Origin of the sequence: Vibrio marisflavi CECT 7928, assembly GCF_921294215.1 — a bacterium.
Classification (GTDB): domain Bacteria; phylum Pseudomonadota; class Gammaproteobacteria; order Enterobacterales; family Vibrionaceae; genus Vibrio; species Vibrio marisflavi.
This window is the reverse complement of record NZ_CAKLDM010000002.1, coordinates 2251432-2277853: the sequence shown is the minus strand read 5'-3', so window position 1 is coordinate 2277853 and position 26422 is coordinate 2251432. Positions and strand designations below refer to the sequence as shown.

At 43.3% G+C, this 26422-nt stretch carries 26 protein-coding genes and 1 other RNA gene; 19 read left to right on the top strand and 8 right to left on the bottom strand.

The features are described 5' to 3' along the window. Positions 1 to 30 precede the first annotated feature (30 nt). Positions 31 to 1407: an outer membrane channel protein TolC gene (gene tolC / locus L7A31_RS17190; protein WP_237362994.1), complete on the bottom strand. Its 1377-nt coding sequence runs from the start codon at positions 1405 to 1407 to the stop codon at positions 31 to 33. 296 nt (positions 1408 to 1703) lie between these two features. On the opposite strand from tolC, the gene nudF reads away from it, so the two are divergent. The 6 genes from nudF (at position 1704) to parC (ending at position 8676) form a co-directional block, all read left to right on the top strand. After that, positions 1704 to 2339, top strand: a complete 636-nt coding sequence (gene nudF, locus L7A31_RS17185; protein ID WP_237362993.1) for an ADP-ribose diphosphatase — start codon at positions 1704 to 1706, stop codon at positions 2337 to 2339. Then, positions 2321 to 2758, top strand: a complete 438-nt coding sequence (locus L7A31_RS17180) for a DUF1249 family protein (protein WP_237362992.1) — start codon at positions 2321 to 2323, stop codon at positions 2756 to 2758. Before nudF ends, L7A31_RS17180 begins: the two co-directional genes overlap by 19 nt. 40 nt (positions 2759 to 2798) lie before the next feature. Continuing rightward, positions 2799 to 3620 carry a 3',5'-cyclic-AMP phosphodiesterase gene (gene cpdA / locus L7A31_RS17175; protein WP_237362991.1) on the top strand — a complete coding sequence of 274 codons (822 nt, stop codon included), beginning with the start codon at positions 2799 to 2801 and terminating at the stop codon, positions 3618 to 3620. Positions 3621 to 3663: 43 nt separating this feature from the next. Then, positions 3664 to 4245 (top strand): esterase YqiA, encoded by a 582-nt coding sequence (gene yqiA, locus L7A31_RS17170; RefSeq protein WP_237362990.1) that lies wholly within the window; start codon positions 3664 to 3666, stop codon positions 4243 to 4245. Between the two features lie 270 nt (positions 4246 to 4515). Further along, positions 4516 to 6396 (top strand): DNA topoisomerase IV subunit B, encoded by a 1881-nt coding sequence (gene parE / locus L7A31_RS17165; RefSeq protein WP_237362989.1) that lies wholly within the window; start codon positions 4516 to 4518, stop codon positions 6394 to 6396. A gap of 3 nt (positions 6397 to 6399) precedes the next feature. Further along, complete coding sequence (parC, locus tag L7A31_RS17160; protein ID WP_237362988.1) at positions 6400 to 8676, top strand: DNA topoisomerase IV subunit A; 2277 nt, start codon at positions 6400 to 6402, stop codon at positions 8674 to 8676. An 84-nt stretch (positions 8677 to 8760) separates the two neighbouring features. On the opposite strand, the gene degS is transcribed toward parC, so the two are convergent. The 3 genes from degS to zapG all read right to left on the bottom strand — a co-directional run bounded on the left by degS (position 8761) and on the right by zapG (position 11897). After that, positions 8761 to 9825, bottom strand: coding sequence for an outer membrane-stress sensor serine endopeptidase DegS (degS, locus tag L7A31_RS17155; protein ID WP_237362987.1), 1065 nt, complete (start codon positions 9823 to 9825; stop codon positions 8761 to 8763). A gap of 131 nt (positions 9826 to 9956) precedes the next feature. Further along, entirely contained in the window at positions 9957 to 11318 is a 1362-nt protein-coding gene (locus L7A31_RS17150) for a Do family serine endopeptidase (protein WP_237363593.1), read from the bottom strand. 129 nt (positions 11319 to 11447) lie between these two features. Then, positions 11448 to 11897: a Z-ring associated protein ZapG gene (gene zapG / locus L7A31_RS17145; protein WP_237362986.1), complete on the bottom strand. Its 450-nt coding sequence runs from the start codon at positions 11895 to 11897 to the stop codon at positions 11448 to 11450. A 154-nt stretch (positions 11898 to 12051) separates the two neighbouring features. On the opposite strand from zapG, the gene zapE reads away from it, so the two are divergent. The 8 genes from zapE (at position 12052) to sspB (ending at position 18398) form a co-directional block, all read left to right on the top strand. After that, positions 12052 to 13158, top strand: coding sequence for a cell division protein ZapE (gene zapE, locus L7A31_RS17140; protein WP_237362985.1), 1107 nt, complete (start codon positions 12052 to 12054; stop codon positions 13156 to 13158). Between the two features lie 229 nt (positions 13159 to 13387). Further along, positions 13388 to 13816: a 50S ribosomal protein L13 gene (rplM, locus tag L7A31_RS17135; protein ID WP_237362984.1), complete on the top strand. Its 429-nt coding sequence runs from the start codon at positions 13388 to 13390 to the stop codon at positions 13814 to 13816. 15 nt (positions 13817 to 13831) lie between these two features. Next, positions 13832 to 14224, top strand: a complete 393-nt coding sequence (gene rpsI / locus L7A31_RS17130) for a 30S ribosomal protein S9 (RefSeq protein ID WP_237362983.1) — start codon at positions 13832 to 13834, stop codon at positions 14222 to 14224. A gap of 335 nt (positions 14225 to 14559) precedes the next feature. Continuing rightward, entirely contained in the window at positions 14560 to 15153 is a 594-nt protein-coding gene (gene petA / locus L7A31_RS17125; RefSeq protein ID WP_237362982.1) for a ubiquinol-cytochrome c reductase iron-sulfur subunit, read from the top strand. Beyond that, a complete protein-coding gene (locus tag L7A31_RS17120) occupies positions 15153 to 16418 on the top strand; it encodes a cytochrome b (protein ID WP_237363592.1) in 1266 nt (421 codons plus the stop codon). Before petA ends, L7A31_RS17120 begins: the two co-directional genes overlap by 1 nt. Next, positions 16415 to 17152 carry a cytochrome c1 gene (locus tag L7A31_RS17115; RefSeq protein ID WP_237362981.1) on the top strand — a complete coding sequence of 246 codons (738 nt, stop codon included), beginning with the start codon at positions 16415 to 16417 and terminating at the stop codon, positions 17150 to 17152. Before L7A31_RS17120 ends, L7A31_RS17115 begins: the two co-directional genes overlap by 4 nt. A gap of 96 nt (positions 17153 to 17248) precedes the next feature. Continuing rightward, positions 17249 to 17884: a stringent starvation protein SspA gene (sspA, locus tag L7A31_RS17110; protein WP_237362980.1), complete on the top strand. Its 636-nt coding sequence runs from the start codon at positions 17249 to 17251 to the stop codon at positions 17882 to 17884. A 10-nt stretch (positions 17885 to 17894) separates the two neighbouring features. Further along, on the top strand, positions 17895 to 18398 hold the full coding sequence (gene sspB / locus L7A31_RS17105; RefSeq protein WP_237362979.1) for a ClpXP protease specificity-enhancing factor: 504 nt from the start codon (positions 17895 to 17897) through the stop codon (positions 18396 to 18398). Positions 18399 to 18465: 67 nt separating this feature from the next. Here sspB and L7A31_RS17100 read toward each other — a convergent pair whose 3' ends face one another. Genes L7A31_RS17100 through L7A31_RS17085 form a run of 4 tightly spaced genes read right to left on the bottom strand, consistent with a single transcriptional unit; the run spans position 18466 to position 21827 of the window. After that, the gene (locus L7A31_RS17100; RefSeq protein WP_237362978.1) at positions 18466 to 19062 is read right to left on the bottom strand and encodes a BON domain-containing protein; all 597 of its coding nucleotides are present in this window, start codon (positions 19060 to 19062) and stop codon (positions 18466 to 18468) included. 4 nt (positions 19063 to 19066) lie between these two features. Continuing rightward, entirely contained in the window at positions 19067 to 19657 is a 591-nt protein-coding gene (locus L7A31_RS17095) for a phosphoheptose isomerase (RefSeq protein WP_237362977.1), read from the bottom strand. 3 nt (positions 19658 to 19660) lie between these two features. Then, a complete protein-coding gene (locus tag L7A31_RS17090; protein ID WP_237362976.1) occupies positions 19661 to 20029 on the bottom strand; it encodes a YraN family protein in 369 nt (122 codons plus the stop codon). Continuing rightward, positions 20016 to 21827: a penicillin-binding protein activator gene (locus tag L7A31_RS17085; protein ID WP_237362975.1), complete on the bottom strand. Its 1812-nt coding sequence runs from the start codon at positions 21825 to 21827 to the stop codon at positions 20016 to 20018. The genes L7A31_RS17090 and L7A31_RS17085 overlap by 14 nt, the downstream gene beginning before the upstream one ends. 63 nt (positions 21828 to 21890) lie before the next feature. On the opposite strand from L7A31_RS17085, the gene rsmI reads away from it, so the two are divergent. The 5 genes from rsmI (at position 21891) to L7A31_RS17060 (ending at position 26416) form a co-directional block, all read left to right on the top strand. Further along, positions 21891 to 22751, top strand: coding sequence for a 16S rRNA (cytidine(1402)-2'-O)-methyltransferase (rsmI, locus tag L7A31_RS17080; RefSeq protein WP_237362974.1), 861 nt, complete (start codon positions 21891 to 21893; stop codon positions 22749 to 22751). Positions 22752 to 22842: 91 nt separating this feature from the next. After that, positions 22843 to 23222: RNase P RNA component class A (gene rnpB / locus L7A31_RS17075), an RNA gene on the top strand. Between the two features lie 185 nt (positions 23223 to 23407). After that, positions 23408 to 24358 (top strand): 16S rRNA (cytosine(1402)-N(4))-methyltransferase RsmH, encoded by a 951-nt coding sequence (gene rsmH / locus L7A31_RS17070; protein WP_237362973.1) that lies wholly within the window; start codon positions 23408 to 23410, stop codon positions 24356 to 24358. 7 nt (positions 24359 to 24365) lie between these two features. Beyond that, the gene (gene ftsL / locus L7A31_RS17065) at positions 24366 to 24683 is read left to right on the top strand and encodes a cell division protein FtsL (protein ID WP_237362972.1); all 318 of its coding nucleotides are present in this window, start codon (positions 24366 to 24368) and stop codon (positions 24681 to 24683) included. After that, positions 24680 to 26416: a penicillin-binding transpeptidase domain-containing protein gene (locus tag L7A31_RS17060; RefSeq protein ID WP_237362971.1), complete on the top strand. Its 1737-nt coding sequence runs from the start codon at positions 24680 to 24682 to the stop codon at positions 26414 to 26416. Before ftsL ends, L7A31_RS17060 begins: the two co-directional genes overlap by 4 nt. The last annotated feature ends 6 nt before the right edge of the window (positions 26417 to 26422 follow it).

Here is a 26422-nt window from a genome sequence, read left to right as displayed (position 1 = left end):
CGCTTTTTTATAGATAACTACTTTAGAGTCTTACTTCTTATGTGTTGATTTCTGAGCGGCTTTCGCTTTTTCAGCAGCTTTTTGCTGAGCGGCTTTCGTTGCAGACTCTAAACCTGCGTTGATATCGAGTACATCTTGCTCACTTAGCACGCCTACATACTCTTTCAATTGAAGTACGTTAATGATGTAGGTGTAGCGAGCATCCGATAGGTTTTCGTTCGCTTCGTACAAGCTTTGAGTCGCGTTTAGTACATCAACGATAGTACGAGTACCCACTTCAAAACCTGCTTCTGTCGCTTCAAGTGAAGATTTCGCAGAAACTACTGCCTGTTTGTAAGCGGAGATAGACCCAATCGAAGCATTAACATTGTTGTAGTAAGCACGAACATTTGCTACGACAGAGCGATATGTAGACTCTAGATCTTGGCTTGAAGCAATGTAGTCGTACTCAGCTTGTTTGGTGAGAGAGTTAACGCTGCCACCGGAGTAGATAGGTACAGTTAGCTTTAAACCAGCATAAGCATTACCTGAGTGGCTATTGGAAGTATAAACATCTGCATCAGAAACACCTGAAGTCGTATAGCCACCAATAGCTGATAACGTAGGTAAGTGCCCAGCGCTTTCTTCAGAAATATTGTCTCTAGCGATATCTTGAGTAATTCTTGCTGCTAATAAGCTTAAGTTTTTCTTTTTCGCTTGTGCAAGCAATTGGTCAAGAGATTCGGGCAGTTTGCTAGCTGAAAAACGTTCAGTATCTAACACAGCAAGATGAGTTGGTTCTTGTCCTGTAATCTCGCGTAAGCCTTCATAGCTGTTCAGTAAGTCATTCTTAGCCGTGATTTCGCTTGCTAACACGCTATCGTAATCAGCTTGAGCATTTTGTACGTCGGTAATTGCAGAAAGTCCAACATCAAAACGTTGTTTGGTTTGTTCCAATTGGCGGCCAACAGAAGCTTTCTCAGCTTGAACGAATGCTAGGTTATCTTTCGCTTTTAACACATCGAAATACGCTGTCGCTGTACGTATGATCAAATCTTGCTGAGCAGCGGCATAAGTTGCATCTGCTTTGCGAGCATTTTTTTGTGCCGTAGTTAATTCAATCCAGCTGGCTCGATCGTATAGTGTTTGAGTAATCCCAAGGGTAGAAGTCCAAGAGTTATTATCTACATAATTGCTTGTGCCTGATCGGTTTACTTGAGCTTGGCCCGTCAAATTAATTTGAGGTAGTAAGGAGCCACGTGTTGAATTTACAGCTTCCACAGTCGAATCGCGAGTTGCAGCTGAGCTAAGGAGTGTTGGGTCGTTCTTTTTCGCTTGGTTATATATTTCAGTAAGATTCTCGGCCCAAGAAGATGTACTGACGGTACCGATGGCTGCACTGATTAATAATGGAAGCAGTTTTTTCATTTGTCCTATTCCTGCCGAATGTTTTTAGAGGTCACACCAGAGAGTGTAACCGAAATTGATGCTATTTTATGCGTAAATTTGCACTTTTTGCAATTAATTGTCCAGCTGGACAACAAATTTCATTGCTGAATTTAAATATTTCTACAACATTTATACTAAAAGTTGAGCTAAGTCCTTTGTCGTCTCGCCTGTATCTCAGTAGACTATACCAAATTAAACTGGGCTTGCTGTGTATCTTTACACTTACAATTACGCATTTGTGGTGAATAGTTTGTGCACATGTATTTGAGGTAAAAATGCGTCATTCTAAAGAGCAAAACTCTACATTTGGTCCGCAAGATATCAAGATAGTGTCAAAGGAATCACTTTTCTCCGGCTTTTTGAAAATGGTGAAGTGTCGTTTCCAGCATAAACTGTTTCAAGGTGGTTGGAGCGGCATCATTGAAAGAGAGTTGGTTGAAAGAGGACACGCGGTAGCGCTGTTGCCATATGATCCAAAGACCGATCAAGTAGTGATTGTGGAGCAAATAAGAGTTGGAGCTTTGGAAGATGGCACTCCTTGGCAGTTTGAAATTGTTGCTGGTGTGATAGATACGGAAGAGACTTCAGAGCAAGTGGCAATACGTGAAGCCAAGGAAGAAGCTGGTATCGATATTGGCCAGCTTAAAAAGATCACTGCATTTTATCCTTCGTCAGGCGGCTGCTCTGAAAAAATCGATGTATACATTGGAGAAACAGATGCAACTACTGCACATGGCGTTCATGGTTTAGACTATGAAGGAGAGGATATAAAAGTCCATGTGATGAGTCGCGCTGAAGCGTATAAGACCGTCGAATCCGGAATAATTGAAAATGGAGCATCAATTATTGCTTTGCAATGGTTGCAAATGAACTACGAGTCAATTCAAAAACAATGGCAAACACAGCAGTAAATAATTCGTATCACGTCGATCTCGCTGAGTTGATGCGTGTGTATGAGACAAACTATGCGAAACTTAATGCGCTTGTACCACGCAGTGCGCAGGTGGGACATGTGTGCTGCTATCAAGCGGCAAATATGACGTATCAGCTGCAAGTGGGCGAAATCACAAAGTACACAACTCTTGTCGATATCTGTCAAAGTGATGACGTTCCAGTGTTCCCATTACCAAAAATGTCTGTCAGGCTTTATCACGATGCCCGTGTGGCAGAGGTGTGCAGCAGTGAGCACATCAACCGAGTGAAGCCAATTTATCATTATCCAAATGACAAGATGTTGCAAAAAGACGAGAAAGCTCAACTGAATCGTTTTTTAGGTGATTGGCTCACTTTTTGTTTAAAGCATGGAATTAGCAAAACCACAATAATATAAATATCAATAAATAAGATTTGAAATTTAGGTTTCTAAAGTTATGAAATTGCCGTTAAGGTCAGCACAACAAAATAGCGTAAAGTTATTGCAGATTACAGATACCCATCTTTTTGCATCTGACGACGACTCTCTTTTAAGTATCAATACTGAGCAAAGCTTCAAAGCAGTTGTGGAAGCGGTGGCTCAAGATAGCTACGATTTCGATGCCATTATTTCCTCTGGTGATATTTGTCAGGATCACAGCGAAGGCGCGTACAAAAAGTTTGCTGCTGGCATAGAGCGTTTAAAGCAGCCTTGCTTTTGGTTACCCGGAAATCATGACGAACAGTCGGCTATGCAGTCGGTGCTTCCTTCTCCACAAATAAAGCAAGAGAGTCACGTACTGCTAGGTGATAGCTGGCAGATGGTTTTGTTAGACTCGCAGGTTGTTGGTGTGCCCCATGGCCGATTGAGTGACAGCCAACTCGATTTATTAGAACAAAAGCTAACTGAACATTCGGATAGACATTGCTTAGTATTGCTTCATCATCACCCGGTTCCAGCAGGAAGTGCTTGGTTAGACCAACATATTCTAAAAAATAGCGATGAGTTTTGGCAAAAAATAGGCCGCTTTCCAATGGTGAAAGCCGTCGTCTGCGGGCATATCCATCAAGAGCTAGACAAGGTGGTTAAGCAAGTTCGTGTGCTTGCTACTCCTTCAACATGTGTGCAATTTAAACCTATATCCGATGATTTCGCTCTGGATGATTTAGCGCCTGGTTGGAGAGAGTTGGAGCTTCATGATGATGGAACAATCACAACGCAAGTAAAAAGATTACCAGCAGGCCAATTTTTGCCTGACTTTAATGCGGCAGGTTATTAGTATTAGGCTCAATTAAGGCCATCGCTATCAAAGTAGTAATAATATGAAAAAGCCGCTTTTGTTGTACATTCACGGATTTAACAGCTCACCTCAGTCGTTGAAAGCCAATTTGATGGCTGAGTATTGTCAGGCTCACCGTCCAGATATTAAGGTAGTTGTCCCTAAATTACCGAACTTTCCCCAGCAAGCAGCACAACTATTAGAGAGCTTAGTCGAAGAGTATCGACATCAATATAATATTGCTCTTGTTGGTAGCTCGTTGGGAGGTTACCTCTCAGTATGGCTAAACAGTAAATATGGGTTCAGGGCAGCAGTCGTTAACCCCGCAGTAAAACCTTATGAGCTGTTAGCCGACTACTTAGGGGAGCAAACCAACCCTTATACAAGTGAGTCTTACCTTCTCGAAGAACATCACATTGAAGAGCTAAAACAGCTAGACGTTGCTGTGATTGATAACCCTTCTGACTTTTGGTTGCTACAGCAAGAAGACGACGAAGTGTTGGACTATCGTCAGGCTGTTGAACGTTTTCAAGGTGGAAGGCAGACTGTTGAAAAAGGTGGAGATCACAGCTTTGTTGATTTTGACCGGTATCCAGAAAAAATCATCGAATTTTTGCAGCTGTAAGACGGTTGATGTTGACTAGCTTCTTATAGATGCCACATACCAACCCTTTTGCACTTTTACGCTTTAGCTACAGAGGTCAACATCGACAGAGTATGTACTTTGCTGACTAAATTTGTGATGATAATCTCTGCTTCCAATATTATCGGTACTGTTTTGTTGGCTTTTAGCTATAAATAAAACTCGAAAGCAGTGCCGAATTGTGTCCAATATCGCCAGAGCAATTGGGCATAGTTAAGCTACTTACATTTTTCTAATTAAGCATTCCGTATTATGACAGAACAATATAATGCTGGTGCCATTGAAGTTCTTAATGGCTTAGAACCAGTGCGTCGCAGACCAGGGATGTATACGGATACAGCGCGCCCAAACCATTTGGGACAAGAAGTGATCGACAACAGTGTCGACGAAGCGCTTGCCGGATATGCTTCCAAGGTCCAGGTGATCCTTCACGCAGACCAATCGCTAGAAGTGATTGATGATGGCCGAGGAATGCCAGTTGATATTCACCCCGAAGAGAACGTCTCAGGCGTTGAATTGATTTTGTGCAGATTGCACGCAGGGGGGAAGTTTTCTAATAAAAACTACCAGTTCTCTGGTGGTTTGCATGGTGTGGGTATTTCGGTGGTTAACGCACTTTCCAAAAGAGTGGAAGTTGTAGTTCGCCGAGATGGCCAAGTTTACGAAATTGCCTTTGAACATGGCGAGAAAGTATCAGATTTAACAGTTACTGGCACGTGCGGAAGACGCAACAAAGGAACCAGTGTTCATTTCTGGCCTGACAGCAAATATTTCGATTCCGGTAACTTCTCAGTTACTCGTTTACTAAACAACTTGCGTGCAAAAGCAGTGTTGTGTCCGGGGTTAGAAATTACCTTTAGCGATAAGGTAAATGGTAATGAGCACCGCTGGTACTATGAAGACGGTTTAAAAGATTATTTAGCAGAAGGTGTTAAAGGTTACACTTTAATTCCGGAGCAGCCGTTTACCGGTGAATTCTCTGCTGAGACAGAAGTCGCCAATTGGGCGGTTGTTTGGCAGCCAGAAGGCGGTGAAATGATCACCGAGAGCTACGTGAACCTTATTCCAACAGCACAAGGTGGTACTCACGTTAATGGTCTTCGCCAAGGTTTGTTAGATGCAATGCGTGAGTTTTGTGAGTTCCGTAACTTGCTACCGCGTGGTGTGAAATTAACTGGTGAAGATGTATTTGAACGTTGCTCATACGTTCTGTCGGTGAAAATGCAAGATCCTCAATTTGCTGGACAAACCAAAGAACGTCTATCTTCTCGTCAAACCTCTGCTTTTGTTTCTGGTGTTGTAAAAGATGCGTTCAGTTTATGGTTGAATGAGAAGCCTCACCTTGCAGAACAGCTTGCAGAAGTTTGTATTGCAAATGCTCACCGCAGAATGCGTGCGAGCAAAAAAGTGGTGCGAAAGAAAGTGGCTTCAGGGCCGGCACTACCAGGAAAGCTTACCGACTGCTCTGTACAAGACTTAAATAGAACAGAGCTATTCTTGGTGGAGGGTGACTCGGCAGGTGGCAGTGCCAAGCAGGCGCGAGATCGTGAATTCCAAGCCGTGATGCCACTGAGAGGTAAGATTCTAAACACTTGGGAAGTGTCTGCAGACCAAGTGTTAGCTTCCCAAGAAGTACACGATATTTCTGTAGCTCTAGGTATTGATCCAGATAGCACGGATCTTAGCTCTTTGCGTTATGGCAAGGTATGCATCCTTGCGGATGCGGACTCTGATGGACTTCATATTGCTACTCTTCTTTGCGCTTTGTTCACTAAGCATTTCCGAGCGTTAGTCGAAGCTGGGCACGTTTATGTCGCGATGCCTCCTTTGTTTCGTATTGATTGTGGCAAAGAGGTGTATTACGCCCTTGATGAAGAAGAGAAAGAAGGCGTACTTGAGCGTTTAAGTAAAAAGAAAGCCAAGATCAACGTTCAGCGCTTTAAAGGTTTGGGTGAGATGAACCCGCTGCAACTTCGTGAAACGACTATGGATCCAAATACTCGCCGTTTAGTTCAGTTAACTATTGATGACGACGAGGCGACCATTGAGATGATGGATATGTTGCTTGGGAAGAAGCGAGCCGATGATCGTCGCAGTTGGCTACAAAATAACGGCGATATGGCGGAGGTTTAATACATGTCTATGGAAATGTCTTTTGATGGTGTAGAGCAGCTACCATTACGCAAGTTCACCGAAGATGCTTATCTGAACTATTCCATGTACGTCATCATGGATCGTGCTTTGCCATATATTGGTGACGGCTTAAAACCAGTTCAACGTCGTATTATTTATGCGATGTCTGAACTGGGTTTATCAGCTGCCGCCAAATATAAAAAGTCTGCGCGTACGGTTGGTGATGTATTAGGTAAATATCACCCGCATGGTGATTCAGCTTGTTATGAAGCCATGGTGTTGATGGCTCAGCCGTTTTCTTACCGTTACCCGTTAGTTGATGGCCAAGGTAACTGGGGTGCGCCCGATGACCCTAAATCTTTCGCGGCTATGCGTTATACAGAAGCCAAGCTTTCCAAGTTTGCTGAGGTGCTACTCGGTGAATTAGGGCAGGGCACAGTAGAGTGGCAACCGAACTTTGATGGCACAATGAAAGAGCCACAAATGTTGCCAGCGCGTCTACCTCATATTTTGCTCAATGGCGTTACGGGTATCGCTGTTGGTATGGCGACCGATATTCCACCACACAATGTGCGAGAAGTCGCCGATGCGGCTATTCATTTAATTGATAAGCCGAAATCTGAACTTGCTGATGTGATGGAGTATGTCAAAGGTCCAGATTATCCAACTGAAGCGGAAATTATTTCCTCGAAAACTGACATCGAGAAAATCTACCGCACAGGTAAAGGCAGTATCAAAATGCGTGCTGTCTGGCAGCGTGAGGGTGGTGAGATTGTTATTACTTCTCTTCCTCACCAGGTGTCAGGTGCCAAACTGCTTGAGCAAATTGCCAACCAAATGCGAGCTAAAAAGCTACCTATGGTGGATGATTTACGTGATGAGTCCGATCATGAAAACCCAACTCGTATTGTGATTGTTCCTCGCTCAAATCGAATCGACAGTGAACAGTTGATGGATCACTTGTTTGCATCCACTGATTTGGAAAAAAGCTATCGCGTAAACCTAAATATGATTGGCTTAGATAACCGCCCACAAGTGAAAGGGTTGGTGCAAATTCTATCTGAGTGGATTGAATTCCGTCGTGCAACGGTTCGTCGCCGTCTTCAGCATCGTCTGGATAAAGTGCTAGCGCGCTTACACATTCTTGAAGGTTTATTAGTAGCGTTCCTTAATCTCGATGAAGTGATTGAGATTATCCGCACGGAAGATGATCCGAAAGCGGTGTTGATGAGCCGTTTTGGTATCACTGACATTCAAGCTGATGCGATTCTTGATACTAAACTTCGTCATTTAGCTAAGCTCGAAGAGATGAAAATCCGTGGTGAGCAAGACGAGTTAGAAAAAGAACGTGAAAAGTTAGAGTTACTGCTTGGCTCTGAGCGTCGTTTGAACACGCTTTTAAAGAAAGAAATTAAAGCGGATGCTGACAAATATGGCGACGATCGCCGTTCTCCATTGGTCGAACGCTCTGAAGCCAAGGCGCTAACCGAAAGAGATTTGGTGCCGAGTGAGCCGATCACCGTTGTATTGTCGGAAAAAGGTTGGATTCGTCATGCGAAAGGGCATGAGGTTGATCCATCTGGTTTGAACTACAAATCAGGTGACAAATATCTGGCTCATGCTCGCGGAAAGAGCAATCAGCAAGCGATCTTTTTGGGGAGTGATGGTCGCAGCTATTCGCTTGAATCTCACTCATTACCTTCTGCACGTAGCCAAGGTGAGCCGATTACAGGTCGACTCAACATTACTGCTGGTACCAATATGCGCCAAGTCGTGATGGGTGAGGATGAGCAGCTTTGGCTAGTGGGTTCTGATGCCGGTTATGGCTTTGTCTGTAAAGGTTCAGACTTATTGTCTAAAAACAGAAGTGGTAAAGCATTAGTTAACCTGCCGCAAAATTCTGAGATTATGCCGCCTAAATCGATAGCTGATCTTGATAGCGATGAGATATTAGCTATTACTAATTTAGGTCGAATGCTGCTATTCCCAATCAAGGATCTCCCGCAATTGGGTAAAGGTAAAGGCAACAAGATCATTAATATCCCAGCAGCGAAGTCTAAAGAGCGAGAAGAATACCTTTCTCACCTAATCTCATTGCCAAAAGAGAGCACATTAACTCTCTATGCGGGCAAACGTAAGCTTGGCTTAAAGCAGAGTGATTTAGACAACTTCAGAGGCGAAAGAGGCCGTCGCGGTTCTCTTCTTCCGAGGGGGTTGCAAAAAGTGACGCGAGTTGAGGTCGAACTTGGGGCCGTAAACTCAGAGGTAGTCGAAGAGTAACGCAAACCTTGAGAGAGACAAAAAAAACCTGCATAAATGCAGGTTTTTTTTGTCTCTCTCAATAAGCTGGGTTGAGTGGCTCTGTTATCCTCTAGGATCTTCCGCTACGGTAACAGGAAGAGTCATCTTCTTACCTCCACGCATAATCTCAACGTTGATGGTTGTTCCCGGACGCAAGTTAGTCACGGTGTCCATGACACTTTGTCGGCCACTGATTTTGTGTCCATCAATTTTAAGAATGATGTCGTGAGCTTTAAAGCCTGCTAGTGCCGCTGGGCTGTTTGGATCAACGCCAAGAACAACGATGCCACCTAGATGATCACTACCCGCTAGCCTAGAAGTTAGCGTGTTAATGTCTTGGCCATCAATACCAATATAACCACGTATCACTCGGCCATCAGCGATGATCTTTTGCATGATTTTATTGGCTAGAGAGTACGGAATCGCAAATGAGATGCCATAAGTTTCTAAATCTGTGCCTTGCTGGAATGAGGCAGTGTTGATACCAACAAGTTCTCCACGGGTGTTAACTAAAGCGCCACCGGAGTTACCTTTGTTTATAGCGGCATCGGTCTGAATAAAGTCTTGCCTGCTACCAACATTGATTGAAGAACGTCCAACGGCAGATATGATGCCAAATGTTGTGGTTTGACCTAAGTTGTATGGGTTGCCGATTGCTAGCACTACATCACCCACTTCAGGTGTGTAATTTGGGTTTAGCGGAATCACTGGCAAATCATTCATTTGAATCCGCAGGATAGCAATATCTGTTCGTCTATCTGTTCCAACTAACTGAGCAGCGGCTACACGGCCATCTTGCAATGCAACGACAATTTGATCGGCGTTGGCGATTACATGGTAGTTAGTAATGATATAGCCTTTTTTACTGACAATAACGCCTGAACCTAGCCCTTGAGTTGATAGTTTCGTTCGGTCATTTTCTGTGTATTTACGGCTGTATATATTGACAACAGCTGGTGCGGCTCTTCGCACTGCTGCATTAAATGACAGTTGGACTGCATCAATATTGTCTGGTGAGGATTGTGAGAACTCTGGCAAAATCTTCGAGCGCAGAGAGGGAACAACTAGCAAGATTATCAACGCAGTTAACAAACCTAGCGCGACAGATTGTAGTAGTTTTTTTAGCATGCCTTCGAATCACTGTAATTTCTTCGATTGAATGGCAAGAATAGCATTAGTTGAATAAATAACAAAAGGGACGGCTGTGAAAGTCCGTCCCTTGATTACATATTTGCTGTGCAATTTTATTAGGTGTTTGACTACCTTACGACAAGGTAAATCATTCGATCGCCACGGCGAACATTGAGTGCTAGCACTGCGGGTTTTGTATCTAATATCTTGCGGAACTCGGCCAGGTTCTTCACGCGTTTGCGATTGACACTCATAATAATGTCGCCCTTTTCGAGCTGATAGGCCTCTGCTGGAGAGCCTTCTTTCACCGAGTTAACTTTTATACCTTGTACAGGGTCGTTCTTAGCTGTGTTAGTTAACTCTGCGCCAGTCAAACCTTTATGGAGCTTATCGGCATCAGTTTTGATATTGGTTTGTTCACCTAACGTGACTTTGAAAGATTTGTCTTTACCATCACGAATGACGCCGATGGTGACTTGTTTGCCCGCACCAAGAGTAGCGACCTTCGCCCTTAACTCGCCAAAGGTATTAATTTTCTTACCGTTGATTGAAACAATGATATCGCCAGCTTTTATGCCTGCTTTATCGGCTGCACTATCTGGCACTACTTGGCTTACAAAAGCACCTTTGCTAGCTTCATAACCTAGTGCCTCGGCAAGCTCTGAAGTGACTTCTCCACCTTGGACTCCCAACATGCCTCGCTTCACTTCACCATATTCCAAAATTTGGTCGGTGAGGTTTTTCATCATGTTAGACGGGATCGCAAACCCGATACCCACGTTGCCACCATTTGGCCCTAAAATAGCGGTGTTGATGCCAATAAGTTCACCACGGAGGTTAACGAGCGCACCGCCTGAGTTACCACTATTAATTGCAGCATCTGTTTGAATGAAGTTCTCAAAGTTTTCGATATTTAGGCCACTGCGCCCTAAAGCAGAAACAATACCAGAGGTGACGGTTTGACCAAGCCCAAATGGGTTGCCAATTGCGACAGCGAAATCACCAACTCGTAGTTTGTCTGAGTCTGCCACTTTTATTTGCGTGAGTTTTTTTGCTTCTTCAAGCTTTAGTAGCGCAATATCAGACATTTGGTCGCCGCCAATAAGCTCAGCGTCATACTCACGTCCATCGCGCAGGCTCACTTTAATCTTTTTCGCGCCATTGATTACATGATAGTTGGTGACTACATAGCCTTTTTTAGCATCAATGATAACGCCAGAACCTAGTCCTCGAAACGGTCTTTCTTTTAGCTGTTCGGCTGGAAAGTCTGGCCCAAAGAAGAAGCGGAAATGCTCTGGAACTTGTTGTTTGGAAACCTGTGTACCCTCCACCGAAATACTCACTACCGCAGGTGTGACTTTTTCGAGCATAGGTGCAAGGCTTGGTACTTCTCCGCCTTCGACAGATGCCGGAATAGAAGCGGATGCGTATAAGGGGGTTAAAATTGAACTTAGAGATAGAATCGCTACAGCGAGTAAAGGCTTTTTCATCATACAACTCCTTTTAGAATGCCTTTTGTTAAGTATCCATACAAACACAAATTCAATTGGTGTAGGTGAAGGTTCTGACTAGGATTTAATCGTAAAAGTTCACCCTCTCATATCGAGAGGGTGCAAGACTTAACGCAATGTCACAACTTCAGCAGATTTTACAAACTCTTTGTCGTCATCTTGGCTCATAAGCCCACTTGCGCCGTTTGCATAATCTTTAGGTGCTTGATCTACATTGTTAGGAGTTTTGGGAGTTTCCTGTTCGTCAGCTTCGAGCTGAGTCGTTTTCTTGGAAAACGGGTTATCTTGTTCTGGGAGGTGAGACAGCATTTCGGAAGAGGTGCTTTCCATATGCTGATAAAGCTTGGTGTAGTCTTTCCCTAATGTGTCTAGCATTTCGGCTGTTTGAGCAAAGTGGTCAGCGACTTCCTGACGTTTTTGTTCCAATTCGTATTTTGCTGCATCTAAGTTTTTTTGGATGACTTTATGTTTTTTGTAGTCTGGAGTTGTTAAACGTGTGATGAGAACCCCAATTACGATACCAACAATCAAGCCCACAAGTGCAAAGATCCAAGGCATAGTCACTCCTTCTCTTTTGTTGTGCTACATATCTATAAGCGAGTTTGGTTAGACAAGTACAAATCACATGGTACTATGTCAGCCCTTTGTAATATAGCAATATACAGTGGTTGTACTTTCCACTGCAAATTTATCGTCTGTGAGCAGTTTAGCAATGACACCTAAACGTAAATATCAAAATGACATTGAACAACTCGGGTTTAAAGAGGATGAAGCGCAACTTAAAGCGATTGAAGCCCTTGATGAATTGTACATAAATCTAATTGATTACCTGAATGCGCCAATAGAAAACAAAGGAAAAACTTGGCACAAGTGGTTTAAAAAGACGGAAAATGTTCAGCAGACTCCAAAAGGTTTGTATCTATGGGGTGGTGTTGGTCGAGGAAAGACATATTTGATGGACTCTTTTTACGAGTCTTTACCAACGAATAATAAAATGCGTATGCATTTTCACCGTTTTATGCTTCGTGTTCATGACGAGTTGCGCGAACTTGGTGATATTAGCGATCCACTAGAGTCAGTGGCTGATACGTTTAAAGAAGAAGCTGAAATCATCTGCTTCGACGAGTTCTTTGTTTCAGACATTACGGATGCGATGATACTTGGTACGCTGTTCCAGGCACTGTTCAAGCGTGGAGTGATTCTGGTTGCAACATCGAATATTCCACCTAGTGAACTATATCGCAATGGCCTTCAACGAGCTCGATTCTTACCTGCCATTGAACAAATTGAAAATAACTGCCAAGTGCTCAATGTCGATAGTGGGGTTGACTATCGGTTGCGTACCTTGACGAAAGCAGAAATTTATCATTATCCGCTGGATGAAGCTGCAAATAATAATCTAGAACATTGTTTTGAAAAGCTATCGGGTGAAGATAAACATATCGAGAATACTATCGAGATTAATCATAGACAGATCGACGTAGTTAAAGAAAGTGACGGCATTTTACATGCTTCTTTTGAGCAACTGTGCCAGACAGCTCGCAGCCAAAATGACTACATTGAGCTATCTCGTATTTATCACACTGTTTTACTTTCTGACGTAAAAGTCATGAGTAGTAATTTAGAAGATGCAGCGAGACGTTTTATTGCATTAGTTGATGAGTTTTACGAACGTAACGTAAAGCTAATTATTTCAGCAGAAGTACCGATGGAGCAGTTATATAGCAACGGTTTGCTCGAGTTTGAGTTTAAGCGTTGTGTATCTCGATTGGTGGAAATGCAAAGTTGCGAATACCTATCCAAAGAGCATTTATCTTAAGTCATTTGATAATCAAACTTTCTCAGCTAAAAAAAATCGCCTTTTTACTTAAAAAAAGGTGATTTTTTCGTCTTACTTCACTATAATCCTGCGACCCACCGTTACTGCAGGCACATTTCTATTGAAATGCCGAGAGTGCCAACCACTCGAAGGGGTGATGAATGGGCTCTTAGACAGTGGGAGCAATGCTCCTTTTAAGTTTAAATTTAATTAACGGGTTATTATTAGCATGAAAACTTTCGTTGCTAAACCAGAAACTGTAAAACGTGACTGGTACGTTGTAGACGCAGAGGGTAAAACTCTAGGTCGTCTAGCAAGTGAAATTGCATCTCGCCTACGTGGCAAACACAAAGCTGAATACACTCCTCACGTTGATACTGGTGATTACATCATCGTTGTTAACGCTGAGAAAGTTGCTGTTACTGGCAACAAAGCTAAAGGTAAAGTTTACTACCGTCACTCTGAGTTCCCAGGTGGCCTAAAATCAATGACTTTTGAAAAGTTAATTGATCGTAAGCCTGAAATGGCTCTTGAGCTAGCGGTTAAAGGTATGCTACCACGTGGTCCTCTTGGCCGTGCTATGTACCGTAAGCTTAAAGTTTACGCTGGCGCTGAGCACAACCATGTTGCTCAACAACCACAAGTACTAGACATCTAATTGGGGATTTCGAAAATGGCAGAGAATCAATACTACGGCACTGGCCGTCGCAAAAGCTCAGCTGCACGTGTTTTCATCAAACCAGGCAGCGGCAACATTGTAATCAACAAGCGTAGCCTTGAAGAGTACTTCGGTCGTCCAACTTCTTGCATGGTTGTTAAGCAGCCACTTGAGCTAGTTGAACTAACTGAAAAATTAGACCTATACGTTACTGTTAAAGGTGGCGGTATTTCTGGTCAAGCTGGTGCTATCCGTCACGGTATCACTCGCGCACTTATGGAATACGATGAGTCTCTACGTCCGACTCTACGTGCAGCTGGTTACGTTACTCGTGACGCTCGTTGCGTTGAACGTAAGAAAGTTGGTCTACGTAAAGCACGTCGTCGTCCACAATTCTCTAAGCGTTAATCTCTTATTTCTTTTTGAGATTTCGTTTCAGTTTTTTGCTGAATTGTGTGTTAAAAGCCTGGCATTTTGCCAGGCTTTTTTGTGTTCTATCACTTTATTAATCCCCTCAATTGTCGAAGGTTAGCTGGCCTTTGTTTTTCTTTTATCCCTTTTGTGACTTTGCGTCTGACTTGCTTCACAATTGTTACAAAAAGGTAGCTTTATCTTGTCAAAAAGTACGGATTTAATTATGATTTCCAACCAAATAGATACAAAAAAATTCATATTTTTTTAGCCATGCTCTTTAATAGGAATTAAAGATTAAATCCAAAGGGAGCAATTTGGAGAGTGTTTGGATGAGCAATGTGCCTTTAAACAACGGACGTAGGCGCTTTTTAACTGCTACAACTGCGGTTGTTGGTGGGCTTGGAGCCGTCGCGGTTGCCGTACCTTTTATCAAATCATGGAATCCCAGCGCCAAAGCGAAAGCTGCGGGAGCTCCGGTCGAAGTCGATATCAGCAAATTAGAAGATGGCCAAATGGTTCGTGTCGAATGGCGCGGTAAACCTGTTTGGGTTGTTCGTCGTGCTGCGTCGGTACTCGAAAATCTGCCTAGCCTCGATAATCAGCTTCGAGACCCCGAATCGGAGGAGGAACAGCAACCCGATTACGCCCAAAATGAATACCGTTCAATAAAGCCAGAGTACTTTGTCGCAGTTGGGATATGTACTCACCTCGGGTGTTCACCCACGTATTTACCAGATAGTTTTAGCGATCAAGTTAAGGGAGTTAAGTCTGGCTTTTTCTGCCCTTGTCATGGTTCTAAATTTGATATGGCAGGACGTGTTTTTCAAGGAGTGCCGGCTCCGTTGAATTTGGTCGTTCCCAAGCACATGTACTTGAGCGAAACCAAAATCATTGTCGGTGTAGATGAAACGGGAGAAGCATGATGCAAGCTCTACTTGATTGGGTGGAAAAACGCCTTCCCGCAATGAATGCGTACAAAAAGCACCTTTCAGAATACCCGATGCCAAAAAACTTCAACTTTTGGTATCTGTTTGGTTCTTTAGCAATGCTGGTATTAGTGAATCAGATCTTAACGGGGATCTGGTTGACAATGAACTACGTGCCGTCTGGTGAAGGCGCTTTTGCTTCGGTTGAATACATAATGCGAGATGTCGATTATGGTTGGCTCTTACGATATATGCATTCAACAGGGGCTTCAGCCTTTTTTGTGGTTGTTTATCTTCATATGTTCCGCGGGCTAATCTACGGTTCTTATCAGAAGCCGAGAGAGTTGTTGTGGCTATTTGGTATGCTGATTTTCTTAGTGCTGATGGCAGAAGCTTTCATGGGCTATCTATTGCCTTGGGGACAAATGTCATACTGGGGAGCTCAGGTAATCATCTCTCTATTTGGGGCAATTCCTGTAATTGGTGATGATCTAACCCTGTGGATTCGTGGTGACTATGTTATCTCTGGCGCAACGTTAAACCGTTTCTTTGCATTGCATGTGATTGCTTTGCCAATCGTATTGCTTCTTCTTGTTGTATTGCATGTACTTGCGTTGCATGAGGTTGGCTCTAATAACCCTGATGGTATCGATACTAAGTTGCCTAAAGGAAGCCAAGGGGACGATCATAAGACTCAATTTAAGTTCCACAAATACTACACGAAGAAATATGACATCATTGACTCAATACCTTTCCATCCTTATGGGACGGTCAAAGATATGGTTGGGATCGCCGGCTTCCTATTCTTCTTCTGTTATGTGTTGTTCTTTAACCCAGAGATGGGAGGCTACTTCCTAGAGCCACCTAACTTTGAAGCTGCAAACCCTTTGAAGACACCTGAGCATATTGCTCCTGTTTGGTACTTTACTCCGTTCTATGCGATCTTGCGTGCAGTACCAGATAAACTGTTAGGTGTTATCGCTATGGGTGCTTCTATTGTCGTGTTGTTCCTACTTCCATGGCTTGATCGTTGTAAAGTTCGTTCATATAGATACCGTAGTAAATTCCATTTATTCAATATTATCCAGTTCACTATTTGCTTTATCGCTTTGGGTATTTTGGGTGCTCTACCAGCGACGCCAACATACACATTGATGGCGCAGATATTTAGCTTAGGATATTTCATGTTCTTTGTTTTGCTGTATTTCTACAGTAAGAATGAAAATACCAAACCGTTACCAGAGAGGGTGAGGTTCAAATGAAAAAATGGATTTTAATTTTATTTGCTATCTTGCCATCAGCAGTATTTGCCGCAGGTGCAAATATTCCGCTAGATAAAGCGAATAACGATTTGTCTGATCAAGCTTCATTGCAAAATGGTGCCAAACTATTTATGAACTATTGCTTTGGCTGCCATGCGACTCAGTATCAGCGTTATGAGCGAGTGGCTGATGATTTAGGAATACCTTTGGATTTGATGAAAGAAAACCTAGTTTTTAATCCAGAATCTAAAATTGGCGACCTCATGACCAATGCGATCCCTGAAAAAGCAGCGGCAAAATGGTTTGGTGCTCCACCGCCAGATCTGACACTCGTCGCTCGAGTCAGAGGTGTTGACTGGTTGTATACTTACCTGCGATCTTTCTATGCTGATCCTAGCCGTCCGTTTGGCGTTAATAACATTGTTTTCCCTAGTGTTGGTATGCCACATGTATTGGAAGAACTACAAGGTATTCCTACGCCAGTGTATGGCAAGAAAATGGTGAATGGCGAAGAAGTCAGTACTGTAATAGGTATTGAGACTGATGGAACTGGTGAGCTAAACACTGAAGAGTATGACAACGCTGTACGCGACTTAGTGAACTTCCTTGAATATTCGGGTGACCCAGTTAAGTTGGAAAGACATGCTATGGGGTGGTGGGTGATGGGTTTCCTAGTCATCTTTACCATTCTTGTTGTTCTTCTCAAGAAAGAGTATTGGCGTGATGTTCACTAATTGTGCTATCATACCGTGCTAATATCCAAATTTTATGTTTTCAATGGAGGCTTAGCCTCCATTGATTTTTTATACCTTTAAGTGCTGGAGGGCTCCATGGCTGTAGCTGCCAATAAACGTTCTGTGATGACTCTATTTTCAAGTACATCTGATATGTATAGCCATCAGGTACGTATTGTTTTGGCCGAAAAAGGCGTAAGTGTTGAAGTTGAGTTGGTTGATGAAGCTAACTTACCAGCAGAATTGATTGAATTGAATCCGTATAAATCAGTGCCGACTTTAGTTGACCGCGAGCTGGCGCTGTATGATTCAAAAATTATTATGGAATACTTGGATGAGCGTTTTCCACATCCGCCATTAATGCCTGTATATCCAGTTGCTCGTGGTAACAGCCGCTTAATGATCTACCGTATCGAAAAGAACTGGTATACGTTGGCTGACAAAATTGTTCGAGGCAATGCCGAAGAATCTAACGCAGCTCGTAACAAGTTACGAAATGATTTGCTAACACTCGCTCCAGTATTTGCTGAATTTGAGTATTTCATGAGTGAAGAGTTTAGCCTAATCGATTGTTACTTAGCGCCTTTATTGTGGCGTTTACCACAGCTAGGTATTGAACTAGTAGGCCCAGGCTCTAAAGAGCTAAAAATCTACATGAACCGTGTATTTGAACGTGATTCTTTCTTAGCTTCTCTAACTGAAGCTGAGCGTGAAATGCGTCTTACTCGTTAATGGTTAATTAATGGACGTATCAAATATGACGCCGCGCAGACCTTATATGCTGCGCGCTTTTTATGACTGGTTGGTGGATAACGATTTAACACCACACTTGGTCGTTGATGCTACTTTACCTGGTGTTCGCGTTCCTGATGAGTTTGTTCAAGATGGACAGATTATTCTGAACATTGTACCTAGAGCTGTAGGAAACCTAGAGCTTGGTAATGAAGCGATTACGTTTAATGCTCGTTTTGGTGGTCGTCCACATTCTGTGATTGTTCCTCTTTACGCTATACAAGCTATTTATGCTCGTGAAAATGGCGCAGGAACCATGTTTGAACCAGAAGATGCTTATACAGAGCAGCTTGAGAGTGAAGGCTTCGATTCTGAAGATGATGCTCAAGCAACCAACTCTCCGTTAACTGTGGCAACGCAGTATGGAAATGAAGAGGTAACATCTTCAGAGCCCGATCCAGATGATGAGCCGCCAAGGCCAAAAGGTAAACCTAGCCTACGAGTCGTTAAATAATTAACACTTACCCTAATACAAAAAGCAGCGCCGAAGCGCTGCTTTTTTGCTATACGTACTTATGATATTAAGAGCTTGTGCTGTTAGCACTTGCTTGATCATTATATTGGAATGCCTGCACGACTCGTTTCACACCAGAGATGTTTCTTGCAATTTGAGTAGCGATTTCCGCTTGCTTATGATTCACGTAACCAAGTAGGAACACTTCACCATTTTCAGTAATTACTTTGATTTTAAGGCCGTTCAGGTCATTGCTAGTCAGCAAGGCCGATTTTACTTTCGTCGTTATCCAACTGTCGTTGCTAACTGCCGAAAGAGCCAAAGGAGGCATGATTTGCACTTCGCTGTGTACAGACTTTACGCCTTTCAATTTACGAACTTTTTCTTCAAATGATTGGTTAAGTTGTTCGCTTCGTGCTTGACCCATCAACACAACCACGCCATTGTAGCTACTTGCAGCAATGCGAACGTTACCACTGTATGGTGCTTTATTGTTGATTCCTGCCACTTCAAACTCAACATTTTCATCTGTCCAAATCTGCTGGCTAGAGCGGGGATCTGTCGCGACAACAACTCCTGTAGCGGCTGCACCAGCAATAATGCCGACACAGCCAGAAGTTGATAGGATAACCATAGACATAAAAATCGCGTATAAGTATTTCATATCTCTACTCTTCGTGAGCTGGGAATAAAACTTGATCTATAAGGTCGCATAGGCAGTGTAGCGTCACCATATGAACTTCATGTATTCGCGCTGTGCGATGAGAAGGAATACGTATTTCAACATCATTCTCACCAAGTAGGCCTGCCATCTCACCACCATCTTTACCAGTTAAAGCGATGATGGTCATATCTCTTGTTACGGCAGCTTCCATCGCTTTGATAATATTTTTACTGTTCCCACTTGTTGAAATAGCAAGCAGAATATCTCCAGCTTGTCCAAATGCGCGCACTTGCTTAGAGAAGATCTCTTCATAGTGATAGTCATTAGCGACAGCGGTTAATGTTGTGATGTCGGCCGTCAACGCCATTGCGGGTAAGCTTGGTCTTTCGGTTTCGAACTTGTTCAGTAAACAAGAAACAAACTGTTGTGCATTGGAGGATGAGCCGCCATTCCCACAACACAGAACTTTATTACCATTGAGTAAACTAGTCACCATGCCTTGAGCGGCATGAGTAATCACATCCGGCAGCGCTTCTGCGGCTGCAATTTGTATTTGAATACTTTCTTTAAAGCTGTCTTTAATGCCTTCTAGCATCGCTTATCCTTCGGTTATTGCGTTTTTTATCCACTCAATATGATCGCCATTTTGGTGAATGGCGACAACATCAAATCGAAAATCTGTCGAATGTAGGTTTAATTTTTTCTTCTTTAGCCATAAATTGGCAGTATTAACTAACTTTCTCATTTTGTTCGCTGTGATAGTTTCAGCGGCATGACCAAACCTATTGCTAGTTCTATAGCGCACTTCAACGAAAACAAAAGTGCCACCCTCACGCATGATCAAATCTAATTCGCCACATTTTGCTAAGAAATTTTGTTCTACAAAGTGCATGCCTTGCTGTGTCAGATATTCTTTTGCCTGCAATTCGTATTTATCGCCAATGGTTTTGCGACTACTCAGCACCATACACTGCCCAGTTTATCTCACGTTGCACAACGCATTGTTTGTTTATGCTGAGAACGCCGGTTTCACCATCGATAGTGTAACCATCAATAACTTTCATTTGTGGCAGTTTTTCCATTAACTGGTACGCATCCATTCCCAAAGCTTGCAGTCTTTTCTCTGAATTTGTGCTCTTCGGCCAGATACTAGACATTTCATCTGATAGAGCTGGAGTCGGGTTTACTATCATTGGGATGTCGCTGTAGGCGATACCTGATAAATCCTCATACCTTGTATTGCCACTATTGCTTGTTGAGTTTGCAAATAGTTTTGGTGGCGTGGCGTCTGGATTTACAGCTACTTCAATAAATGGCTTGATTAGGGTTAATTGGCTGCTGTTTGCAACGATATAGACCGCATCAATATCTCTTCTGCTTCTTGGCTGGGATTGTAGAGGAATGCTCATCAATCTGTCCATTTGGGCGATACGCTGCTGGCTGGCTTGCAAGCCAAATACATTATTGATGTTCTTTTGCAGCTCGCGTTTGTCACCAAACTGACTAACCGCGACATTATCCGTACTGTATTTCTGCCATTCATTTTTGAAAGCTTGGACAACACGGTCACCAAAACTGCCTTGTGGAGCAAGTATTAGTGGGTATTTATAGCCCAGTTCATAAAGGTGTTTTGCACCTTGAGCAACTTCTTGCTCAGGAGATAGCGCCACGTAGCAAGTATCAATGTTTGGATCAATTTGCTCTGGGATGTTCAAAGCAAGAGTTGGGATTGGTGCTGGCATTTGCTCTTGCAATTGCTGAAGCTTTTCAACGTTGTTTTTTAGCAGCGGGCCAACAATAAAGTCGATATTTCTATTCTTGAGAGTATCTGCAATCGCTTGGCCGTTGTCACTGTTTGTATCAACAATCGTTAATGTTGCATTGGGGTTTCTATCTTTGTCATTAAGCATTTCTAAAATAAAACCATCTCGAATGAGCTGAGCTTGTTTAGAGAACTTCCCAGTCAGTGGTAGCAGTAAGGCAGTATGAACTGGCTTAACAAACTTCAATGACAATACATCTTGAATATCTTTCGGTGTGTATATCGCTGCGGGGTGGTGGCTGTTTTCTGCCAACCAGTGTTTCAAGGTGTTTTGCAGCTGAGGAATATTGTTCGCAAGCGTTTTCATATAGATGGCAAGTTGCAGCCAGCCATCTAAGATGTCTTCGTTTGGCTTCGCAGATAGCTGAGTAATATCTTGTGCGGAGTACTTATTTAAGTTGTGCCAAATTTCTGTGGCTACTTTAGCTTGATCGTCTTGTGGCAAGTAGTCGGATAACAAGACTAATTCACGGCTAGCTTGGAAATAGTCATTTAGGCCAGTGAAGGCTTTAGCACGATACTCATGATACTCTTTCCACTGTACATCTTGCAGTTTCCACCAAAGCTTAAAGTCTAATGTGTCTAGAGCTTTTTGGTATTCTTGATTTCGAATCAGCTGGTTTGCGAGGGTCAGATCGATTTCTGCTTGCTGACGTTTATCGAGTTTCTGTTTAGATAAGCGAGTTAGCAATAACTTAGTTTGGTCTTTGTTGTCCGCTTTGATGGACGCTTTCAAAGCCATAACTAACCAATCATTTTGTAGTGTTCCAACGCTGGCATCTGCACGCATGATGTATGTCTGGGCTGATTCAGTAGCAGGTGGAGTAATATCGAAGTCACCTTTGCCTGTTGGTACAGAAGAACAGGCCGCGAGAGTCAATGTTATTACAACTGGAGTGAGTAAGCGTGTTACACTAATTTTCTTATGGTTCTTTATAGCCATGAGTTCTTATGAGGTTCCATGTGAAATTGTTTCTATATTAATCGTTGAAGTGATAGTTAACAAATGACAGATAGCAAAATATTATCGGCTAACATCCCAACTCTTTATATTGTACCGACTCCTATTGGTAATCTGAGCGATATAACTCAGCGTGCCGTAGAGGTCTTGACGGAAGTCGATCTTATCGCTGCGGAAGATACCCGACATACCGGAAAATTATTATCTTACTTCAATATTCATACTAAAACTTTTGCGCTACATGATCATAACGAGCAGCAAAAAGCGCAGGTTTTAGTCGAAAAAATTTTAGAAGGAAGCTCCATTGCTCTGGTTTCAGATGCAGGAACGCCTCTGATTAGTGATCCAGGGTACCATCTTGTCAAAAAATGTCGTCAAGCAGGAGTCAGAGTTGTTCCCCTGCCTGGAGCTTGCGCAGTGATTACAGCGTTGAGTGCATCGGGCTTGCCGTCAGATAGATTCTGTTTTGAAGGATTCTTACCAGCGAAAAGCAAAGGTAGAACAGACAAGTTAAGACAAATTGAGAAATCGACAGCTACCAGCATTTTTTATGAGTCTACACACCGTATTCAAGATGCGTTAAAAGACATGCTTGAAGTACTTGGTCCGGACAGAGAGGTTGTATTGGCAAGAGAGCTCACCAAAACATTCGAAACGATTCAGGGTTTGCCACTTAGCGAGTTGATTGACTGGGTTGGTGAGGATGACAACCGTAAGAAAGGTGAGATGGTACTGCTAATTCATGGTTACCGTGAAGAAAGCAGCAAGGAAATCTCTGATGAAGCCGCTCGCACTTTGGCTATTTTGGCGAAAGAGTTACCGTTGAAGAAAGCCGCAGCGATAACTGCTGAACTGCATCAATTGAAAAAGAACGCGCTTTATAAATGGGGACTAGACAATTTATAGAGCCACTTTTCGTCCACATTTAATCATTTGTACCAATTCGACACTGTTTCACTATAGACAGGATTCTCGATAATCTATACAATCGCGCCTCGGAGTTGACTGGGTAGTCGCTGCTTCATTGATGTCCTTTGGGAGACTGGTGAAGGGGAGGAAAGTCCGGGCTCCATAGAGCAGGGTGCCAGGTAACACCTGGGGGGCGTGAGCCCACGACAAGTGCAGCAGAGAGAAAACCGCCGATGGCCTTTGGGCACAGGTAAGGGTGAAAGGGTGCGGTAAGAGCGCACCGTGCGTCTGGCAACAGTTCGTAGCAAGGTAAACTCCACCCGGAGCAAGACCAAATAGGCTTCCATATTGCGCTGCTCGCGTAAGGAAGCGGGTAGGTTGCTTGAGCCAGTGAGCGATTGCTGGCCTAGACGAATGGCTACTGCCGTGCAAACGGTACAGAACCCGGCTTATGTGTCAACTCCTCCCTATTTATAAGCCCATCATAACAACACGTTATGATGGGTTTTTTACTTGTAACTGACGAAAACAATTTTCTAAACACTAGAATTAGCTCAATATCATAGGGTGTGAGCCGTAGCTCTAAATGCTATAGTCGACAGTTAACAAAAATATTGTATACAACAAGCTTTAAGCTGCGTGGCGTGATTATCATGACTGAACCTTTCCAACATGTATCTGTACTTCTTAATGAATCGATAGATGGTTTGAACATTAAACCTGATGGCATTTATATGGATGGAACGTTTGGTCGAGGAGGCCACAGCCGCACCATTCTTTCTAAACTGGGTGAAAATGGCCGCCTGTACAGTATCGATCGCGATCCTCAAGCGATAGCTGAAGCTAGTAAAATAAACGATCCAAGGTTCACGATCATTCACGGCCCGTTTTCTAACATTGCTCAGTACGCTGAAGAACATGGGTTAGTAGGTAAAGTTGATGGTGTGCTGTTTGATTTAGGAGTTTCATCGCCACAATTGGATGATGCTGAACGTGGCTTTAGTTTTATGAAAGACGGCCCGCTAGATATGCGTATGGACCCGACTTCAGGTATGCCAGTTTCAGAATGGCTTGCTCAAGCTGAATTAGATGACATTACATGGGTCATTCGTGAATTTGGTGAAGACAAGCATGCGCGCCGAATCGCAAAAGCCATTGTCGCATTTCGAGAAGATGATCAGAATGAGCCATTGACACGTACGATCCAGTTAGCCAAATTAATATCAGACGCTGCACCAAAAAGTTTTAAAGAGAAAAAGCACCCTGCGACGAGAACGTTTCAAGCTCTGCGTATATATATCAATAGCGAGCTTGAAGAGATCGACGTAGCGTTAAAAGGCGCTGCAAGCATTTTGTCGGATCAAGGACGTTTGTCGGTTATTAGCTTCCACTCTTTAGAAGATAGAATGGTGAAGCGGTTTATCCGCAAGGAGAGTCAAGGCCCCCAAGTTCCTCATGGGTTGCCGTTAACTGAAAAGGAAATTCAGGCGTTAGGCTCTGCAAATTTGAAACCTATCGGCAAAGCAATCAAACCTTCTAAGGAAGAAGTCGAGGCGAATGCACGCTCACGTAGCTCAGTACTGAGAGTCGCCGAAAAACTGTAATGGAATTATGAAGCAATCGTCCCCCAATCTCGCCAAGATTATTGCCAAAGACTTAGTGACAGTCGGTCGATTGCCTCTCATATTGTTATTTCTGATTTTATTCACTTCAATGGGTGTTGTGTTCACCACCTACAATACTCGGCTAGCTATTGCGGAAAAAGATAAGACTTTAGTCGCGAGAGAGAAGCTTGATGACGAGTGGCGCAACTTACTCCTTGAGGAGACCTCACTAGCAGACAGTAGCCGAGTCGAAACGATCGCGAAAACCGAGCTCAATATGGTGCGACCTGACTCAAGCAAGGAAGTTACGTTTTCAGAAAAATGAAATCAAAAAAAACGAAACCCAACTCTAAGCCTGAACGCAAGGAAGAAACCAACTCGCCTTTATTGATCCGTTGGCGATTCTACCTTGTGATTTTTTTTGTTTTTGTCGCCTTCGCTGCTCTCGTTAGCCGGATTGCTTATATCCAAGTGGTTGAGCCCGGAAACCTTATTCACCAAGGTGATATCCGCTCTATTCGAGCCAAAGTACTCCATTCTGCTCGCGGTATTATTTATGATCGCAATGGTGAACCATTAGCGGTCAGTGTTCCTGTTGATGCAGTATGGGCCGATCCAGCCACAATTATTAAAGATGGCGATTTAAAAGATCTTGATAGATGGTACGCCCTAGCTGACGTACTCGACCTGAACAGGCAAGAGCTGGTCGACAAGATTAAAAATAATGCCAAGCGCCGATTTATCTATATTCAAAGGCAAGTTAATCCAGCAATGGCAAACTATGTTCGAGAGTTAAAAATAAAAGGTATCGGACTAAAACATGAATCTCGCCGTTATTATCCCGCCGGAGAGGTCAGTGCTCATATCGTTGGGGTAACGGGTATCGATGGCCATGGCTTAGAAGGGGTCGAGCGCAGTTATGATGACTGGCTGACAGGTGAAGCCGGAAAAAGGGTTATTCGTAAAGACCGCTTTGGGCGAGTGGTCGAGAATATCTCACTTGAAAAGCGTCAAGAAGGCAAGCCACTTACACTCACCATTGATCAGCGTATTCAAGCCATTGCCTACCGAGCGATAAAACAAGTAGTTGCCGACTATCGAGCAACGTCAGCTTCTGCGGTTCTGATTGATGTAAAAACGGGTGCAATTCTTGCGATGGTTAATGCGCCATCTTATAACCCAAACAACCGTTCAGATCTAAAAAGTTTCAATATGCGTAACCGTGTGATTACCGATGCGTTTGAACCAGGCTCAACAGTTAAACCATTTGTAATTCTAGCCGCTCTTGATAGTGGTGCAGCCAATCCTAAAACCGTGATTGATACTGGCAATGGTGTGATGAGAGTTGGAGGTAGCTTAGTTACTGATACCGAAAAAGTCGGTAAAGCTGACCTCACAACAATACTGCAGAAATCAAGTAACGTCGGTGTGGCAACACTTGCGCTTCGAATGCCGATTGAAACCTTATTACACATGTATAGTGCAGCGGGCTTCGGTGAGTTATCTGGTCTCAATTTAGTTGGAGAAACCACAGGTATTTTTCCAAATCGTCGCCGCTGGTCAAAAATAGAAATCGCGACTTTAGCGTTTGGGTATGGACTCAGTGTTACGCCACTGCAATTAGCTCATGCTTATGCCACTTTGGGTAATTACGGACATTACATGCCTTTGCATATTGTGAAAACCAGCCACGAGGCAGAAGGTAGACAAGTATTTGGTCATGAAAACGTAAGACGTGTACTCAAAATGTTGGAAGCTGTAACTGAACCTGGCGGTTCAGCAGTCAGAGCCGCTGTTCCCGGGTATCAGGTTGGTGCTAAAACGGGTACCACTCGTAAAGCTGAAAATGGCGAATATAGTGATGAATATTTTGCCTACACAGCCGGTATCGCTCCAATCAGCAATCCGAGACTCGCGTTGGCGGTGATGGTAAATGAGCCTCAAGGCGACAACTATTATGGTGGTACTGTAGCAAGTCCGGTGTTTGCCAAAATAATGAAAGGCGCTTTACAAATCTTGAATATTCCACCTGACGCGAAAAAAGAGTCTGACAAGTAGGAAGCA

Bases quoted from the DNA above. Each gene is read 5' to 3' on its own strand.
- yqiA (WP_237362990.1), top strand. From the start codon at position 3,664: ATGAAAAAGCCGCTTTTGTTGTACATTCACGGATTTAACAGCTCACCT.
- parC (WP_237362988.1), top strand. From the start codon at position 6,400: ATGTCTATGGAAATGTCTTTTGATGGTGTAGAGCAGCTACCATTACGC.
- nudF (WP_237362993.1), top strand. From the start codon at position 1,704: ATGCGTCATTCTAAAGAGCAAAACTCTACATTTGGTCCGCAAGATATC.
- L7A31_RS17120 (WP_237363592.1), top strand. From the start codon at position 15,153: ATGCAAGCTCTACTTGATTGGGTGGAAAAACGCCTTCCCGCAATGAAT.
- L7A31_RS17060 (WP_237362971.1), top strand. From the start codon at position 24,680: ATGAAATCAAAAAAAACGAAACCCAACTCTAAGCCTGAACGCAAGGAA.
- L7A31_RS17150 (WP_237363593.1), bottom strand. From the start codon at position 11,318: ATGAAAAAGCCTTTACTCGCTGTAGCGATTCTATCTCTAAGTTCAATT.
- L7A31_RS17180 (WP_237362992.1), top strand. From the start codon at position 2,321: ATGGCAAACACAGCAGTAAATAATTCGTATCACGTCGATCTCGCTGAG.
- zapG (WP_237362986.1), bottom strand. From the start codon at position 11,897: ATGCCTTGGATCTTTGCACTTGTGGGCTTGATTGTTGGTATCGTAATT.
- L7A31_RS17100 (WP_237362978.1), bottom strand. From the start codon at position 19,062: ATGAAATACTTATACGCGATTTTTATGTCTATGGTTATCCTATCAACT.
- cpdA (WP_237362991.1), top strand. From the start codon at position 2,799: ATGAAATTGCCGTTAAGGTCAGCACAACAAAATAGCGTAAAGTTATTG.
- rplM (WP_237362984.1), top strand. From the start codon at position 13,388: ATGAAAACTTTCGTTGCTAAACCAGAAACTGTAAAACGTGACTGGTAC.
- sspA (WP_237362980.1), top strand. From the start codon at position 17,249: ATGGCTGTAGCTGCCAATAAACGTTCTGTGATGACTCTATTTTCAAGT.
- tolC (WP_237362994.1), bottom strand. From the start codon at position 1,407: ATGAAAAAACTGCTTCCATTATTAATCAGTGCAGCCATCGGTACCGTC.
- zapE (WP_237362985.1), top strand. From the start codon at position 12,052: ATGACACCTAAACGTAAATATCAAAATGACATTGAACAACTCGGGTTT.
- L7A31_RS17085 (WP_237362975.1), bottom strand. From the start codon at position 21,827: ATGGCTATAAAGAACCATAAGAAAATTAGTGTAACACGCTTACTCACT.
- L7A31_RS17090 (WP_237362976.1), bottom strand. From the start codon at position 20,029: ATGGTGCTGAGTAGTCGCAAAACCATTGGCGATAAATACGAATTGCAG.
- ftsL (WP_237362972.1), top strand. From the start codon at position 24,366: ATGAAGCAATCGTCCCCCAATCTCGCCAAGATTATTGCCAAAGACTTA.
- sspB (WP_237362979.1), top strand. From the start codon at position 17,895: ATGGACGTATCAAATATGACGCCGCGCAGACCTTATATGCTGCGCGCT.
- parE (WP_237362989.1), top strand. From the start codon at position 4,516: ATGACAGAACAATATAATGCTGGTGCCATTGAAGTTCTTAATGGCTTA.
- L7A31_RS17095 (WP_237362977.1), bottom strand. From the start codon at position 19,657: ATGCTAGAAGGCATTAAAGACAGCTTTAAAGAAAGTATTCAAATACAA.
- degS (WP_237362987.1), bottom strand. From the start codon at position 9,825: ATGCTAAAAAAACTACTACAATCTGTCGCGCTAGGTTTGTTAACTGCG.
- L7A31_RS17115 (WP_237362981.1), top strand. From the start codon at position 16,415: ATGAAAAAATGGATTTTAATTTTATTTGCTATCTTGCCATCAGCAGTA.
- rpsI (WP_237362983.1), top strand. From the start codon at position 13,832: ATGGCAGAGAATCAATACTACGGCACTGGCCGTCGCAAAAGCTCAGCT.
- petA (WP_237362982.1), top strand. From the start codon at position 14,560: ATGAGCAATGTGCCTTTAAACAACGGACGTAGGCGCTTTTTAACTGCT.
- rsmI (WP_237362974.1), top strand. From the start codon at position 21,891: ATGACAGATAGCAAAATATTATCGGCTAACATCCCAACTCTTTATATT.
- rsmH (WP_237362973.1), top strand. From the start codon at position 23,408: ATGACTGAACCTTTCCAACATGTATCTGTACTTCTTAATGAATCGATA.